This window comes from Shewanella sp. 3_MG-2023 (assembly GCF_030548765.1).
Lineage (GTDB): Bacteria > Pseudomonadota > Gammaproteobacteria > Enterobacterales > Shewanellaceae > Shewanella.
Map to the genome: position 1 here is coordinate 66,031 of NZ_JAUOSH010000024.1, position 16,149 is coordinate 82,179.

The following is a 16,149-nucleotide window of genomic DNA, read 5'->3' on the forward strand; positions in this document are numbered from 1 at the left end:
CGTTAACCACTGTTTGGCGAGTGCTTTTATTATTGCTCTTTTATATCATAAAAAAGGAATAAACTTGTGAGCTTTTTTGGTCAAAGTTGTAACGGAAATTATTGATTATTGGAGAGGAAAGTAAGGTTAGCCGTTTAGAAGATGATAAAGGGATCCAAATGCGACTCATTGGCCCCAAATGAGCAAGTTAATAATTTAAAAAATTCTGTAGTAACTCAAGACCTTGTTCGGTCAAAATAGCTTCTGGATGAAATTGCACCCCAAATATAGGCAAACTATTATGGCGCATCGCCATGATCTCACGGCCATGAATTGGATCATCAAACCATGCATCAAGTTGAAAACTATCAGGTAAACTTTCAACTAGTAAAGAATGATAACGGGTAACTGTAAGTGGCTGATTAAGCTGTTTAAACAAGCCAGCTTCATGGTGATTTATCTTGCTGGTTTTACCATGCATCACTCTTTTAGCACGAACAACATTAGCGCCGAACACCTGTGCAATGGCTTGATGACCTAGACATACCCCTAAAATTGGCAGTTTACCGGCAAAGTATTCGATTGCTTGTAATGAGATCCCCGCTTCATTAGGCGAGCAAGGGCCTGGAGAAATAACCAAATGAGTTGGATTTAAGGCTTGGATTTCTGCAATGCTGATCTCGTCATTACGCTTTACCATAATCTCAAAACCTAGCTGCTGAAAATATTGCACTAAGTTAAAAGTAAACGAATCGTAGTTATCAATCATTAACAGCATTAAGGACCCTAAGTACAAGATTGCTTTATAAGAATAATTAATCAGAAAAGCTAAAATACCTGAATGGTGGCGGATAATAGCATAGCTTTGCTCAGTGCTTAAGCGTTTAGACCTATCGCTGGTTTTGTTGACTGTAACGTTTAATTGCTAGGTTATACTATAGCTCTATATCAGTGGCTCCTACCGCCATCTTAGGAAGGTAAACTATGGGAATGCAATTTTTAAATACACAAGTTTCAGGAACACAAGTCACACAGGTGGGAAATGTCAGTCTTTATTTTATTGGTGATATTTATGGTCGCTTAGACAAGTTAACCGATTTATTAGCCGAAATTGATTTTGATATCGATGATCCACAATCGAGTATTCAATTTGTTAAGTTAGTTTTTTGTGGCAACTTAATTGCGTCACACCAGCCTGCTCAAACCGATGCAGCCGCTATTGAGCACATCGCCTTACTCAACTTTATAAAACGGCTGGTTGATGAAGGTTATGCTTATTGTTTGCTTGGCATAAATGAGTTTAACGCCATAGGTTGGAGTAAACACCACCCGATCACAGACGAGCCTTTAGTTAGCGCGAGCAAGCTAGCACTCAATTCAGATAGCCTAAGCCAACAAGGCCCCTTTTTCCTATCGTTATTTGATCCCGCTGACGAATCAATTTATCAATGGATAGATTGGTTTATGTCATTGCCACTGTTTTTGGATTTTGGTCATATTCGCGCAGTGCATGCTTGTTGGGATCAACAAACAATCACAGCGTTAGCGCCGTATATAGAGCCAAGTCATGCTTTATCACAGCAATATTGGCCCTGCGCGTTTGATAAAGATCACTCGCTCAATCATGCACTAAATATTATTTTGAATTACCCAACATTTGAGTTAACCGAGCAACACCCTCACTATCTGTTAACAGTTCCGGTAATAGTGGCTCATTATCCCTTAGACAGTTTCCCAGATATTCAAAATGAATACCTGGCTTGTGTTAATTACAACGCAGCGGTTGCCAACTACCCACTCGTGAGTTTTGCTTGGCATCAAGGTCGCAAAAAACAGCTTGAGGACGCCTGCGTATCTGATAATGCACAACTCAGCCTTGGCGAGTTTTGTTTTATTGACCAACCCACCCCAGAAGAACAGATTGCCAGTGGTGTTGAAGCATTGTTAGCGATGATGATAAAGCAACTGCCTAAGGTGGATATAAGCCCTGAAGCCTTATGCCAATTTCAACAGCAAGTGGATCTTTGCCTATGGCAAGACTGGGACCCTAGTGAGCAATTTCCTAATGCTCGCTATCGAAATCAGTACCAAACCTTTATCGAACCAATCGCCCAATTAGCATTAGCCATGGATAGCGAGCAGCTCTGTGCTTATCTGGCTATTTTGGCGCGATACCAGCTAGAAATTGAAAATGATAATTTGGAAAACCGTTGTTTAAAAGTCGCTTTCAAACTAACAAGATTAGCAGCCCATGCGCTTAAGCACTAGGACAGTTCAGTGGAGTGGAAGTAAAACTAGCAAGATAAGTTTAAGATGTTACTGAGACTTCAATAGCTGCACACTATGCCACTCAGTAAATAACAGACAATAAAAAACCAGTTACTAATCTAGGACTAATAACTGGTTTTTTTATGATTTGAGCCGACTATTTAACAACCGTTAAATGAGCACGTCCTTTAGTTTTTTCAGAATCACCAGTTGGCTTTTCTTCAGTTGATACAGCAGTGTCAACAGTAGCATCTACGGTCGATTCTACTGTAGAAAATGCTCTTGTAGCAGGTGATAAATCTTCAGATTCATCTTCTGCCATATAAGCATCTTCCATATCAAACACGGTACCAGCACCATTTTCACGGGCATAAATTGCCACGATAGCAGCCATCGGTAAAACGACTTGCTGCGGTACACCACCAAAACGAGCATTAAACTCGACAAATTCATTGGTCATTTGCAAATTTCCCACAGCACCGCCAGCTATGTTAAGTACGATTTGACCGTCTTTAACAAACTCTTGAGGTACTTGAGTCCCTTTCACAAATGCATCCACGACAACATGTGGGGTAAAGTGATTATCCATCAACCACTCATAGTAAGCCCGCAACAAATATGGACGATTAGGGGTAATTGCTTTCATTACATGCCCATGCGCATTTCGCGCTCAACCTCAGTTAACGATGCTTTAAATGATTCACGTTCAAAAATACGTGTCATGTAAGCATGGATATCTTTAGAAGTACGGGCATCAAGGTTAATACCTAGTTCAGGTAAACGCCATAATAGCGGCCCTAAGTAACAATCAGAAAGACCAAATTCTTCGCTCATAAAGTATGGCATTTCAGCAAATACTGGCGCTAAAGCAACCAAGCTATCAGTTAACTCTTTACGAGCAGCATCAGCTTTGTCGCCACGGCGAATACGGGCAACCAATTCATACCAGTCAGTATCAATACGGTGCATCATTAGACGACTTTGTCCGCGAGCAACTGGATATACTGGCATCAATGGTGGATGTGGAAAGCGTTCATCCAGGTATTCCATGATAATGCGAGACTCATACAATACTAATTCACGATCAACTAAAGTCGGAACTGAGTTGTAAGGATTTACGTCAAGTAACTCCTGAGGCTTCTCGCTAGGGTCTACCTGTAATACATCAACAGTTACCCCTTTCTCAGCCAGTACGATACGTACTTGGTGGCTATATAAATCATCGGCACCTGAAAACAGTGTCATGATAGAGCGTTTGTTGGCAGCTACAGCCATTGATATCCTCCAGAAACGGAAAAACAAAACAAACGAGGGGCTAAGCCCCTCGTTTAGAGTATGCGAATAATGTATTTTACCCGTTATTCGTGTCTAGTGCACATCTTTCCAGTATTCTTTCTTCAACAAATAGGCAATGATGAAGAAAAAGAATAGAAATCCGAGTACCCACCAGCCTAAAGCTTCACGTTCAAGCTTCACTGGATCGGCTGAATATACAAGGAAACCGGTGATATCTCGCACCGCTTGATCGTACTCTTCTGCGTTCATAGAGCCACCAGTCGCAACTAGCGTTCCATCTTCTTGTTTTACAGAAATACCTTGTAAATCTTCAAGAACATGGGGCATACCCACCAATGGGAAAACAGTATTGTTTACCCCAAATGGACGACTTTCATCTTTATAAAAGCCTTTAAGGTATGAATAAACCCAATCGGCACCACGCACGCGAGCCACTAAAGTTAAGTCTGGTGGCGCTGCACCAAACCACTTAGCTGCGTCAGCTTCAGGGATAGAGTTTTCCATTAGCTCACCCACTTTAGCATCGGTGAACATATACTTGTTACGCATGTCATCAACTGAAATACCTAAATCTTCAGCAACACGGCCATAGCGTTGGTACTGGGTACTATGACAACCTGAACAGTATTGTTGAAATAAGTCTAAACCACGCTCTAATGACTCATTGTCATGTAGGTTGATTTCCGGATCAGGACTCTTAACAAATTCATTGTTGCCACCAGCCGCTATTGCTAGCGTTGGTAACAATGTAACTAATGCGATTAATAGCTTTTTCATTAGTGCGTCACCCTCGTAGGAACTGGTTTTGTCTTTTCGTTTTTACTGTAAACCCACAGCGCCACGAAGAAGGCAAAATAAGTAAGTGTAAAGATACGCGCTGCAATAGTTAATGTAGGCGTAGCTGGAACCGCACCTAAATAACCTAGGATCAAGAATGAAACGGTAAACTGCGCAATGTTAATCTTATGAACAAGTCCACGATAACGAATCGACTTCACTTTACAGCGATCTAACCAAGGTAATACGAACAGTACCGCAATCGCGAGCCCCATACCGACAACACCTAAAAGCTTGTCAGGAATAGCACGCAAAATTGCATAGAATGGCGTGAAATACCATACTGGAGCGATATGCTCAGGGGTTTTCATTGGGTTAGCCGCTTCAAAGTTTGGCTTTTCAAGGAAGTAACCGCCACCTTCAGGCATAAAGAACAACACGTAACAGAAGACGATTAAGAAACCGGCGACGCCCATGATATCTTTTACTGTGTAATAAGGGTGGAAAGGGATAGCATCAACTGGCCAGCCATTTTCATCTTTATTCTTTTTAACTTCGACACCGTCAGGGTTGTTTGAGCCTACTTCGTGTAAAGCAATCAAGTGAAGGAAAACTAATACAACTAAAACTAGAGGCAGTGCAATAACATGTAATGCAAAGAAACGGTTTAGTGTCGCACCAGAAACAACATAGTCACCACGGATCCACAATGTGAGGTCATCACCAATAAATGGAATCGCACCAAATAATGAGATAATAACCTGTGCACCCCAGTAAGACATTTGTCCCCAAGGTAGCAAGTAACCCATGAAGGCTTCAGCCATTAGCACGAGGAAAATCAACATACCAAATAACCAAAGTAGCTCTCTAGGTTTTTGATAAGAACCGTAGATTAAGCCACGGAACATATGCAGATAAACCACCACGAAGAATGCCGAGGCACCCGTGGAGTGCATATAACGAAGTAACCAGCCGTACTCTACATCACGCATGATGTATTCAACTGAAGCAAAAGCGCCTTCAGCTGTTGGTACGTAGTTCATGGTTAACCAAATGCCCGTTAATAGCTGGTTAACTAAAACAAGTAATGCTAATGAACCAAAGAAATACCAAAAGTTAAAGTTCTTTGGTGTTGGATATTGACCAACATGGCGATTATAGGTCGCCGTCATTGGGATGCGAGCATCAATCCAATCAACGATATTCTTAACCATTATGCAGCTCCTGTGTCGACACCAATGAGTACAGTTCCATCATCGACATATTGATGCGGAGGTACAACTAGGTTCAATGGTGCTGGTACGCCCTGGAATACACGTCCAGCCATATCAAACTTAGAGCCATGACATGGACAGAAGAAACCAGCAGATACACCTTCTACTTGCTCACCAAAGCTATCTGGTAAATAAGTTGGTGAACAACCTAAATGTGTACAAATCCCGACAGCAATAAAGAACTCAGGCTTAATTGAACGTGCAGGATTAGCTGCATACGCGGGCTGTTGTAATTCTTCTGAAGCAGGATCGCGTAATTGACCATCTAATGAACTTAACTCATTTAAAATGGTTTCGGTACGACGAACAACCCATACAGGTTTACCACGCCATTCAACTCGAATTAATTGACCTGGTTCTACTTTACTAATGTTAACTTCTACCGGTGCACCTGCAGCTTTCGCTTTAGCGCTCGGATTCCATGACTTAATAAAAGGCACCGCTACAGCGACGGCACCAGCTCCACCAACTACGGCGGTTGCGGCTGTCAGGAATCTGCGGCGTCCGGTATCGACTGGCGCTTTGCTCATCCACTTATCTCCCAGAGGGTGTTGGAATTCTTATATTTTAATAACTTAGCAACATTAGAATCACTAACGGCTAAATCTATACTTTGAGGCGGGGCTCATTATAGCGAAAAATTAGAACCAGATCATAGTAATTCACACAACTAAGTTACGGGATTTGCGTGTTTTTTTTGCAATGAGCAAAAAATAAGCTACCGATTTGTTCAGTTGTTATGAAGATAAGAACAAACAAAATAGTTAAATTGCTGTAAATAAACAATATTTAATGAAACATACGCTATCTAAATTAGTCACAGCTGATTAATGGTATCAACTGGCAGAAATTCAATTTATTTCGCTGCACAATCTCAAAACGCAAAAAACCCGGTATAAACCGGGTTTTTAATTAACGCTAAATTTCAATTAATGAAATGTTGGCTTATTTACCATCGATAGATTTCATGTATTTGAAGAAATCACTGTCAGGTTCTAAAACCATAACATCACTATTGCCAGCGAAACTCGCCTTGTAAGCTTCAAGACTTCTTAAGAAACCATAAAACTCAGCATCTTTGTTATAAGCATCAGCATAAATCTTCGCAGATAATGCATCACCTTCACCACGAACCGTTAATGCTTTACGTTCTGCTTCAGCCACTTTAACTGTCACGTTAGCATCAATAGTTGCACGGATGATTTCAGATTGCTCTTTACCCTGTGCACGATGCTCTTTTGCTACAGCTTGACGTTCAGCACGCATACGCTGGAAGATACTGCTACTTACGTTGGCAGGTAAGTTGATTTGCTTAACGCGCACATCAACCACATCGATACCAAGATCTTGTGAGCTTTCAGATGCGTTTTCAAGTGCATTAATCTGCAACTCATCACGTTCACCTGAAACAATTTCTTTAATAGTACGACGACCAAACTCTGTGCGTAAGTCATTGTTGATTTTACGCTGTAACAGGCTTTCAGCTGTTGCAACATTACCGCCACCAGTGGACAGGTAAAACTTTTCAAAATCGCTAATACGCCACTTAACATAAGAGTCAACCATAAGGTCTTTTTTCTCTGAAGTAACAAAACGATCTGCAGCGCCATCTAAGGTCTGAATTCGCGCATCTAGATATTTTACTTTATCTATTGCTGGAATTTTAAAGTGTAAACCTGGTGCAAATACACGCGTGACAGGTTGACCTTCAACGTTATCTTTTAAGATCTCACCAAAGCGAGAAACGATAGCACGTTCACCTTCGTTAACGACCATAACAGATGAAAAACCAACACCTAAAATGATTACCAGAACAATCAGTCCTATTCTACCCATGAGTTAGTCCCTCCCTTGGCGTGAACGAGACTCACGAGTCTGACGTCCATCAACTGGCATAGAAGACGTAAGCGAATTATTTGAAGGCGTGTTCACATGCGTTTCAACAACTGGCTCTGCAGGCATAGTTTTAGCTTGATTACCCATCATTTTGTCTAATGGTAAATACATTAAATTACCATTGTTTTTAGTATCAATTAGTACCTTGTTAGTATCTGCCATGACCTCTTGCATCGCATTAAGGTATAAACGTTTACGGGTCACTTCTGGTGCCATTTGATACTCAGGCAAAAGTTTTTCGAAACGAGCAACCTTACCTTGAGCTTCTAAGACTTCACGTTGCTTATACGCGCTAGCCTGTTGCGCCATACGCTCAACCTGACCACGTGCTTTAGGCTCAATTTCACGCGCATAAGCTTCTGCTTCGCGAATGAAACGCTGTTCATCTTCTTGTGCAGAAATAGCATCATCAAATGCATCTTTCACTTCTTCAGGCGGACGCGCTGGTAAGAAGTTGACATCTTGAATTGATAAACCAAGCTTATACGGCTCAAGAATACGCTCAAGTTCAGCCCAAGTATCACGACGAATAGCATCACGACCAGTAGTCAAAATGTCATCCATAGTGTTATGCCCAATCACATAACGAAGCGCACTGTCTGTTGCTTCACTCAAACTCTCATTTGCATCAACTGCACTAAACAAGTAAGAATAAGCATCATCCACTCGATACTGAACATCAAGTTCCACTTTCACTAAGTTTTCATCAGCCGTTAACATGCTGCCTGATGCAGGAATAGAGCGCACTGCTTTAATGTTTACCGGAAACACTTCATCAATAAAAGTTGCTTTCCAATGTAAACCAGGACCAACTTCACCAGAATGCTGACCAAAACGTAAGGTTACGCCTCGCTCTGCCTCTTTAATGGTATAAAAGCCTGAACCACCCCAAATAATTAAACCAATCACCAAAACTACAATAAGGCTCATTGGGTTAAAAGAAGGGCTAGAAGATCCACCTGAACCACCTTTACCACCGCCGAAGCGCTTTGAAAGGTTACGAAATACTTCGTCTAGATCTGGTGGGCCTTTGTCGTTACTGTTTTTGTTTCCCCAAGGGTCTTTTCCCTTGTTACCGGGCTCATTCCAAGCCATTTAGCACTCCATAAGTGGATGAAATAAATGATATTAGCAAATAACGTCTACGTCTGATTCTTCAGAAGAATCCTCAAATATAAACGTCTCTAATTCGCCTTGACTCTGTTTTGTTAATCGGCGCCAATTGGCATCCGATAAACGAACAGACAAAATACAGTTCCCCAGATCGTCGTACTCTTTCTGCTGTATCGCGTCCAGTCGATAAAACTGGCCAAGATAATGTCCAGCCGTAGCTGGAATTTTCAATGTCTGCTCTATAATGACTTCACCGATTAACTCGTTGATAGCCTGCAAGAGCAATTCAAATCCAATTTGTTTTTGTGCAGATACCCAGACTCGCTCTGGCTTACCTTCATCGTCGTAATCGATGCGAGGCACAAAATCTTCCAATAAGTCGATTTTATTACAAACGACCAATTGTGGAATAGTATCTGCTTCAATTTCTTCAAGCACATTTTGAACTTGATCGAAATTCTCCGTCATATTCTCATCAGCACAATCAACAATATGCAATAACAGATCAGCTTGACGTGTTTCTTGCAAGGTTGCTTTAAATGCTGCGACTAAGTCGTGAGGTAAATGACGAATAAACCCAACTGTATCAGCTAAAATAACTGCTCCGTCAGGTAAATTCAATTTACGCAGAGTAGGATCAAGTGTGGCGAACAATTGATCTGCGGCATAAACTTCTGAGGCGGTTAACGCATTAAACAAGGTCGATTTTCCCGCATTGGTGTAACCCACCAATGACACAGTGGATAAGTCACTGCGCTTTCGTGAACGTCGACTTTGTTCACGTTGTTTGTCTACTTTATCAAGTCGGCGATTAATACTTTTAATCCGTCCACGAAGTAAACGTCTATCGGTTTCGAGCTGGGTTTCACCCGGGCCACGCATACCAATACCACCTTTTTGTCTCTCCAAGTGAGTCCAACCACGAATAAGGCGCGTCGACATGTGGCGCAATTGCGCTAGCTCCACTTGCAACTTACCTTCGTGTGTTCTCGCTCTTTGAGCAAAAATATCTAAAATCAGCGTTGTTCTGTCTAACACTCGGCATTGACAGATCTGTTCTAAATTTCTTTCCTGAGCTGGACTCAGTGCATGATTAAAAATCACCACTTTAGCTTCTGTAGCTGCAACCATAGCTGCAAGCTCTTCTACTTTCCCTGACCCAACAAAAAACTTTCGATCTGGTGAACGCCGACTTCCAGTAATAACACCAATAGAGCGTACTCCTGCTGATTCGACTAATAATTGTAACTCTGTAATGTCTTCTCTACGCTCGTCGTCAGAAAAGTCAATGTGAACAAGTACTGCGGTTTCACCCGCTTCATAGCGATCAAACAAGTAGTAAACTCCTTAAATATTATTCTGATGCAGGTGCTTCATCATTTGGGGTATAGCTCTGAGTACCTTGTGCAGCCACATTAAATGGGCGTGCTGGTACAACAGTTGAAATAGCGTGCTTGTAAACCATTTGGCTTACTGTATTTTTTAACAAGATAACGAATTGGTCGAATGACTCAACTTGACCTTGTAGTTTAATACCATTCACTAAATAGATAGAGACTGGTACACGTTCACGACGCAAAGCGTTTAAAAATGGGTCTTGTAAAGATTGCCCCTTAGCCATTTCAATTTCCTTTTTTTATTTTCAAAATAAATTTTTTGAATTTTTGAAGAATGTTTTATTGTTTAGTTTTAGTATTATACAGCAACAGCTAATTAGCTAGCTAGAATGTTGCATAAGTGTAACTAAATTTCCTTCGGCGCCACTTTCAAGCCAATGTAACTCGGGCCAACTTCTTAACCATGTTAATTGACGTTTGGCTAATTGCCTAGTGGCAGCGGTGCCTTTTTCTATTAAAGTCTCGTAGTCAAATTCACCATCGAGGTACTGCCAACACTGTCGGTAGCCGACACAACGCATAGATGGCATATCTAAATGTAAGTCTTTGCGATCTTTTAATCGTTGAACTTCGTCGATAAAACCATTTTGCATCATTAGTTTAAATCTTTTTGCGATCAATTCATGTAATACTTTTCTCTCATGTGGCGCTATCGCAAATTGCATCACATCATAGGGTAACGGCGCTGACTTTGTTGCCGTTAGCTCAGTCATCGATTTACCCGTAATTCTGTATACTTCTAGAGCGCGAGATAGCCGCTGGGGATCATTAGGATGAATTCTTGCCCCTGCTGTGGCATCAACTTGGCAAAGTTGTTGATGTAATGCATCCCAACCTTGCTCTTCTGCCTCTTGCATAATTTGCGCTCTGATCTGCTCATCTGCAGCAGGTAACGGTGACAAGCCTTCAAGCAATGCCTTAAAGTACATCATAGTCCCCCCTACCAATAAAGGGGTCTTACCACGATTAATTATATCTTCTATTTCAATTAATGCATCGCGACGAAAATCTGCCGCAGAGTAACTTTCACTGGGGTCGAGAATGTCAATTAAACGATGAGGCGCTAAGGCTAGCTCATCGGCATCAGGTTTGGCTGAGCCAATATCCATTTGACGATAGATTAATGCCGAATCAACAGAGATAATTTCACAATTATGCTGCTGGGCCATTTCAATTGCTAAAGCCGTTTTTCCTGAAGCGGTTGGCCCCATTAAAAACAATACTTTGGGCTGTTTGAGTTGGTTCACATTAATTCTCTTCTAACCAGGATTGCCATGGCAATGATTTCGCCTTTGATAACTGCATTTGCTGCTGCTCTGCGGTTAATTGGCTATATTGAAGCCACACTTCAGCTGCGGCTGAAAAATGATTTGCTTGCTGTTTTGCCATCCACAACGCCAACGCTTCATCCGATGGCTGCTCTAATTTAATCCAATCTAATAATTCTGGGATCAACACAGCTAATTGGGTATCTCTGAGATATGGGGGCACATTCTTAATTATCAACTGTTGGTAGCGGATTGAAAGGGTTAATCCTAACCTACGTAATAACTGCTCTCGCTCTTCAAGGATAATTTTCCAGTCAACATCGGCTTCAATTGAAACCGGCATTAATAATGGCTGACCCACAAGCCCTGTTGTTATTTTAGTCTGTATCTCTAATTTTGTAACAAAAATAGAAACTTGCGCGATATCAACTAATAAAATCTGCTGACCTGTAACCATCACCCAGAAGCGACCATCAACAATAGACGGCATAGTGATATGCGCAGACAGATTTGTCTCATTAATTTGCGTTAATGAAGAATTTCCAGCTTGGGTTTGCAGTAATTGTCCATAATTAGCGATAGCCGTTGGGGTTATTTCTACCGTGTCAGCTGTTCTACCACCGCTATAGGGATTATTGCCACTGCTTGTAGCTCCTGTGCTTCCGGTAGCTGCATTATGCTGTGGTTGATGGCTTTGGTGTTGATAGCCCTGCGCTGGCACCGACATGCTGCCAAAGCGGCTGCTCGATAACTCTCTAGGTTGATGTAATTGAGTGGCAGATCCCCGACTTTGCGGCATGTCTTGACTTACTTGCTGCCAATTGCTTATTTCTGCCTCTGATGAATGACCAATTTCCTCGCCAATACCAGTTTGCGCGCCTGTAGGTTTGTTAGCTATACCGAGATCTAATTCAGGTATTTGCGCTAAAACGGACTGCAGCGCTTGTAAAATAAAGTCATGCACTAATCGGCTTTGATGAAAACGCACTTCATGCTTTGCTGGATGTACATTGACATCAACCTGATGCGGATCCAGCTCAAGCATCAACACATAACCCGGTTGATGCTGAACTTGAAACTGACCAAATGCCTGCTTTACCGCATGGTTAACTAATCGGTCTCGCACTAAACGGCCATTGACATAAAAATAGCAGCTATCAGTCGGTTGTAAGTCATTTGGTGACTGCAAATAACCCGATAATATCAAGCCATCATGCTGGCATTCTAGGTGCAGAGCATGCTCGGCAAAAGCCCGACCACAAATTTGCCCAAGACGCTGTTTGTATTGAATTTCAGTATTGGCCGCTCGATATTGACGCGCCAACTTACCATTATGGGTTAAGGTAAAATGCACATCGGTTCTGGCGATGGCAATGCGTTTTAACCATTCATCAATATGGGTGAATTCGGTTTTATCACTTTTCAAAAAGCGTCGTCTGGCAGGGGTATTAAAGAATAAATCCACCACTTCAATGGTAGTGCCCTTAGGGTGCGCAGCGGGCGTCACTTTAACGTCCATTTGCGAGCCTGCAGCGTAGGCTTGCCACGCTTCAGTTTGCTCAGCAGGTTTTGATGTTAGGCTTAAACGGGAGACAGAGCTAATACTGGCTAAGGCCTCGCCTCTAAAACCAAAACTTAAAATGGCTTCTAAGTCATCAAGGGAGTGTACTTTTGAGGTCGCGTGACGAGATAAGGCTAAGGCTAACTCTTCTTTTGAAATGCCTTTACCATTGTCCCTAATTTTAATGAGCTTACTGCCACCTTTGTCGATTTCGATATCCACCCGGGTTGCGCCAGCATCAAGGCTATTTTCAACCAACTCTTTAACTACAGATGCAGGACGCTCAACCACTTCGCCGGCAGCAATTTGGTTAGCAAGCTGTGGTGGTAAAATTTGAATAGCCATAATTTACGCTCTTGGAATAACCAGCTTTTGGCCTATCCGTAGGACATCTGATTTAAGGTTGTTGGTTTTTCGAATACTGGCTATGCTGACTTTATATCGCTGGGCAATAACCGATAAAGATTCGCCACTTCTTACTGTATGCTTAGTGTTACTCTGTTTCGCCAATAAGGTGCCTGAAGGTGGGTTAGCGGCAAAATATTTCAGCACACCTTTATGGATCGCATTAGCTAACTTTTGTTGATGGTTACCATTTAACAATAACCCTTCTTCTCTAGGGTTAGAGATAAAACCAGTTTCCACCAAAATAGAGGGAATATCAGTCGACTTTAAAACAGCAAAGCTCGCATGCTCTGGTTTACTCTTATGTAGTTTAGTCACTTTACCTAAACCTGATAATACATCACTGGCAATATGATGACTTTCAGCCAGAGAATGGTCCATCGACATATCGATTAGGGTCATCACAAGATACTGTTCACTATCGGAGTTTTGAATTATGTCTCCAACGCCACCTAATAGCTCGGAATGCTTTTCTTTATCCTCAAATACGCGACCAATTTCGGTATTGGCACGGCGCTTTGATAATACCCATACCGATGCCCCATTAGGTTGTGGTGACGTAAATGCATCTGCATGAATAGAAATCAGTAAATCAGCTCGACTATTTCTAGCCAGTTCCGAGCGTTGATTTAAATTGACAAAATAATCGCCAGTGCGGGTCATCACCGCTTTCATTCCTGGTGTTTTATTAATTTCTCGTGCAAGACGTTTGGAGATCTCAAGTACAATCTTTTTCTCATAGGTGCCTTTGGGGCCGATTGAACCAGGATCTTCGCCGCCATGGCCTGCATCGATAGCGACAATCACATCGGTAGAGCGCTTGCTAGTGTGCACCACCGACTGTACCGCTGCACTTTTACTGGCAGAGTTATCTAAATCGACCACTAAACGATTACCGTAAGGGGCTGTCGGTGTCAGGGCAAACAAATTCGGCTTTGCTGGTGAGTTTAAATCAAGCACCACACGTAAAGTGCCTTTTTTGGGAGGGGAACTAATACGCACTTTTTTGATCAACTTGCTGTCTTTAGCAATATCAGCAAGCTTCACATTGGTTGAAGCTTGTTTTAAGTCGATAACCAAACGCTGGGGGTTTGTTAGCACAAAATAGCTATAATCAGGTGCCGAAGACAAATCAAATACCACTCGGGTTGATTGCGGGGCATCCCAAATTCGCACACTTTCAAGTTTATTAGCTGCAACCTGTAAGGAGCAGAATAATAAACATATGAAGATTATAAATCGTGTCATTTTTTCTAGGGTCATTATTATTTTAGTTAATTGACTTATGCTTACTAGCGTTTGTTTTTAAAGCTTATTATGAACTAATTAGTTATAAAGCTTAGCGACAAGCTGATTACCAGCTCCTGTCATGCCAGTGAGCTCCACCTGTCGTTGCTCTCCGTCATAGCTTAAATGAATGGCAACATCGGCTTCAGGTAATAAGCCATGCCCTCTATCTGGCCACTCGATAATACTAATAGTGTTATCAGTAAAGTAATCGCGGATCCCCATAAATTCAAGCTCTTCAGGATCAAGCAAACGATATAAGTCAAAATGATAAATTTGCATTCCCTTGAGCTCATAGGGCTCAACTAGGGTATAGGTTGGACTCTTTACATTGCCATCATGACCTAAACTTTGGATCAAACCACGGCTTAAGGTGGTTTTACCTGCACCGAGATCACCAGTTAAATAAATCACTAATGGGGCTGAAACCCACAAAGATAATTCAACACCAAGATCAATCGTTGCTTGCTCATCTTTAAGATATTTTTTAATCGAAGTCATGTTAACTTACCAGCACTTGGGAGATTAATCATATAAAACTGCAATATAGCTGAGAATACTAACCTCTTAGCCTATTGCGCTATTTGATGGCCTAAAAAAATAAAGCCAGCTTGATAGCTGGCTCTATATATAAATATTAACATAAAATTGACGCTGGAAAACCGGATTTTAGATATCTTCCATCCGTAATGCGCTATGTACCATACGTTTCTGCTGGGTTTTCTCCACACGAACTAAATCTAATAAAGCATCTTTGATTTCAGTGACCTCAGTGCTGTTAGCGGTTTTTTCTAAAAAACCAATCAAACGGTTTTCTAAATCAAGATGCATCTCGAGTACATCATCTTCACTCATATTGGCTGCTAGAGTCGAGTCTTGGCAGCGTTTTTCAAAGTCTTCGAAGGTGATGTCTTTATACCAAGTTTCAAGCATACGCTTTGGTGCTTCATCAATATAATTTTCAATACTGTCATGCACATGCTGTTGGTGTTGCTGTAGATATTCCAACATCATTTTTACTCTTGTAGAGTCTGCATTGCGGTGTAGTCGGCCATAAAGCTGACCCATGTCTAAGCGTGACTTGGCAATGAACTCAAGCACTTCACTTAATTGTTGGATACGCATAATAAACACTCCATCTGTCACCGCCCTTTGGCGGTCAGTAAAAATAAGATTGTAAAAGCTTGTATTTATTATGGTTGAAAAAAAGTTGAGAATATTTGAGCGAGTTCATATTTTGCATATAAAAAACAAGTAATTTAGCAACAATGAAACAACACCCAGCTACAGCACCCTAAACAATGCATAAATATTGTGCAAGCGGGGGGGTAAACCGAGACATTTTGAACGCAGGGAGAAACTGCAGCGACCTGTCTGTTCATCAAAAGTGGTTCGAACTGATGACCTATACCTTGGCAATAAAAAAGGTATCACTATTTCTAAAAGCACAACTGAGCTAAGAGTGGGTTTATTTTTTTATTTGAAAGGAATGATTTTCTTAAGATGAGAAATTGGAGCGACCTGTCTGTTCATAAAAAGTGGTTCGAACTAATGACCTATACCTTGGCAATAAAAAAGGTATCACTATTTCTAAAAGCACAACTGAGCTAAGAGTGGGTTTATTTTTT

General features: G+C 41.5%; 16 protein-coding genes. 1 reads left to right on the forward strand and 15 read right to left on the reverse strand.

Features of this window, described 5'->3' with window-relative positions; all coding sequences use genetic code 11:
* Nucleotides 1-187 precede the first annotated feature (187 nt).
* On the reverse strand, nt 188-757 hold the full coding sequence (locus Q4591_RS14240) for an aminodeoxychorismate/anthranilate synthase component II (protein ID WP_303461577.1): 570 nt from the start codon (nt 755-757) through the stop codon (nt 188-190).
* A 206-nt stretch (nt 758-963) separates the two neighbouring features.
* Here Q4591_RS14240 and Q4591_RS14245 point away from each other — a divergent pair, with 206 nt between their 5' ends.
* Nucleotides 964-2,247, forward strand: a complete 1,284-nt coding sequence (locus Q4591_RS14245; protein WP_102439926.1) for a hypothetical protein — start codon at nt 964-966, stop codon at nt 2,245-2,247.
* Nucleotides 2,248-2,404: 157 nt separating this feature from the next.
* Here Q4591_RS14245 and Q4591_RS14250 read toward each other — a convergent pair whose 3' ends face one another.
* The 14 genes from Q4591_RS14250 to Q4591_RS14315 form a co-directional block, all read right to left on the reverse strand.
* Nucleotides 2,405-2,893, reverse strand: coding sequence for a ClpXP protease specificity-enhancing factor (locus Q4591_RS14250; protein ID WP_102439927.1), 489 nt, complete (start codon nt 2,891-2,893; stop codon nt 2,405-2,407).
* On the reverse strand, nt 2,893-3,522 hold the full coding sequence (gene sspA, locus Q4591_RS14255) for a stringent starvation protein SspA (protein ID WP_076539012.1): 630 nt from the start codon (nt 3,520-3,522) through the stop codon (nt 2,893-2,895). The genes Q4591_RS14250 and sspA overlap by 1 nt, the downstream gene beginning before the upstream one ends.
* A 93-nt stretch (nt 3,523-3,615) precedes the next feature.
* Nucleotides 3,616-4,320 carry a cytochrome c1 gene (locus tag Q4591_RS14260; protein ID WP_102439928.1) on the reverse strand — a complete coding sequence of 235 codons (705 nt, stop codon included), beginning with the start codon at nt 4,318-4,320 and terminating at the stop codon, nt 3,616-3,618.
* Nucleotides 4,320-5,534: a cytochrome bc complex cytochrome b subunit gene (locus Q4591_RS14265; protein ID WP_102439929.1), complete on the reverse strand. Its 1,215-nt coding sequence runs from the start codon at nt 5,532-5,534 to the stop codon at nt 4,320-4,322. The genes Q4591_RS14260 and Q4591_RS14265 overlap by 1 nt, the downstream gene beginning before the upstream one ends.
* Nucleotides 5,534-6,124 carry a ubiquinol-cytochrome c reductase iron-sulfur subunit gene (gene petA, locus Q4591_RS14270; RefSeq protein ID WP_076539021.1) on the reverse strand — a complete coding sequence of 197 codons (591 nt, stop codon included), beginning with the start codon at nt 6,122-6,124 and terminating at the stop codon, nt 5,534-5,536. The genes Q4591_RS14265 and petA overlap by 1 nt, the downstream gene beginning before the upstream one ends.
* 415 nt (nt 6,125-6,539) lie before the next feature.
* The gene (gene hflC / locus Q4591_RS14275; protein ID WP_102439930.1) at nt 6,540-7,430 is read right to left on the reverse strand and encodes a protease modulator HflC; all 891 of its coding nucleotides are present in this window, start codon (nt 7,428-7,430) and stop codon (nt 6,540-6,542) included.
* Between the two features lie 3 nt (nt 7,431-7,433).
* Nucleotides 7,434-8,585 (reverse strand): FtsH protease activity modulator HflK, encoded by a 1,152-nt coding sequence (gene hflK, locus Q4591_RS14280; protein WP_102439931.1) that lies wholly within the window; start codon nt 8,583-8,585, stop codon nt 7,434-7,436.
* A gap of 33 nt (nt 8,586-8,618) precedes the next feature.
* A complete protein-coding gene (gene hflX / locus Q4591_RS14285; protein ID WP_303461580.1) occupies nt 8,619-9,938 on the reverse strand; it encodes a ribosome rescue GTPase HflX in 1,320 nt (439 codons plus the stop codon).
* Between the two features lie 19 nt (nt 9,939-9,957).
* The gene (hfq, locus tag Q4591_RS14290; protein ID WP_102439933.1) at nt 9,958-10,224 is read right to left on the reverse strand and encodes an RNA chaperone Hfq; all 267 of its coding nucleotides are present in this window, start codon (nt 10,222-10,224) and stop codon (nt 9,958-9,960) included.
* Nucleotides 10,225-10,320: 96 nt separating this feature from the next.
* The gene (gene miaA, locus Q4591_RS14295) at nt 10,321-11,247 is read right to left on the reverse strand and encodes a tRNA (adenosine(37)-N6)-dimethylallyltransferase MiaA (RefSeq protein WP_102475908.1); all 927 of its coding nucleotides are present in this window, start codon (nt 11,245-11,247) and stop codon (nt 10,321-10,323) included.
* Between the two features lies 1 nt (nt 11,248).
* Nucleotides 11,249-13,174, reverse strand: a complete 1,926-nt coding sequence (gene mutL, locus Q4591_RS14300; protein WP_102439935.1) for a DNA mismatch repair endonuclease MutL — start codon at nt 13,172-13,174, stop codon at nt 11,249-11,251.
* 3 nt (nt 13,175-13,177) lie between these two features.
* Complete coding sequence (locus Q4591_RS14305; RefSeq protein ID WP_102520665.1) at nt 13,178-14,482, reverse strand: N-acetylmuramoyl-L-alanine amidase; 1,305 nt, start codon at nt 14,480-14,482, stop codon at nt 13,178-13,180.
* A gap of 78 nt (nt 14,483-14,560) precedes the next feature.
* Nucleotides 14,561-15,022, reverse strand: coding sequence for a tRNA (adenosine(37)-N6)-threonylcarbamoyltransferase complex ATPase subunit type 1 TsaE (tsaE, locus tag Q4591_RS14310; protein ID WP_102439936.1), 462 nt, complete (start codon nt 15,020-15,022; stop codon nt 14,561-14,563).
* A gap of 168 nt (nt 15,023-15,190) precedes the next feature.
* On the reverse strand, nt 15,191-15,646 hold the full coding sequence (locus tag Q4591_RS14315) for a hypothetical protein (protein ID WP_102439937.1): 456 nt from the start codon (nt 15,644-15,646) through the stop codon (nt 15,191-15,193).
* Nucleotides 15,647-16,149: the final 503 nt, after the last annotated feature.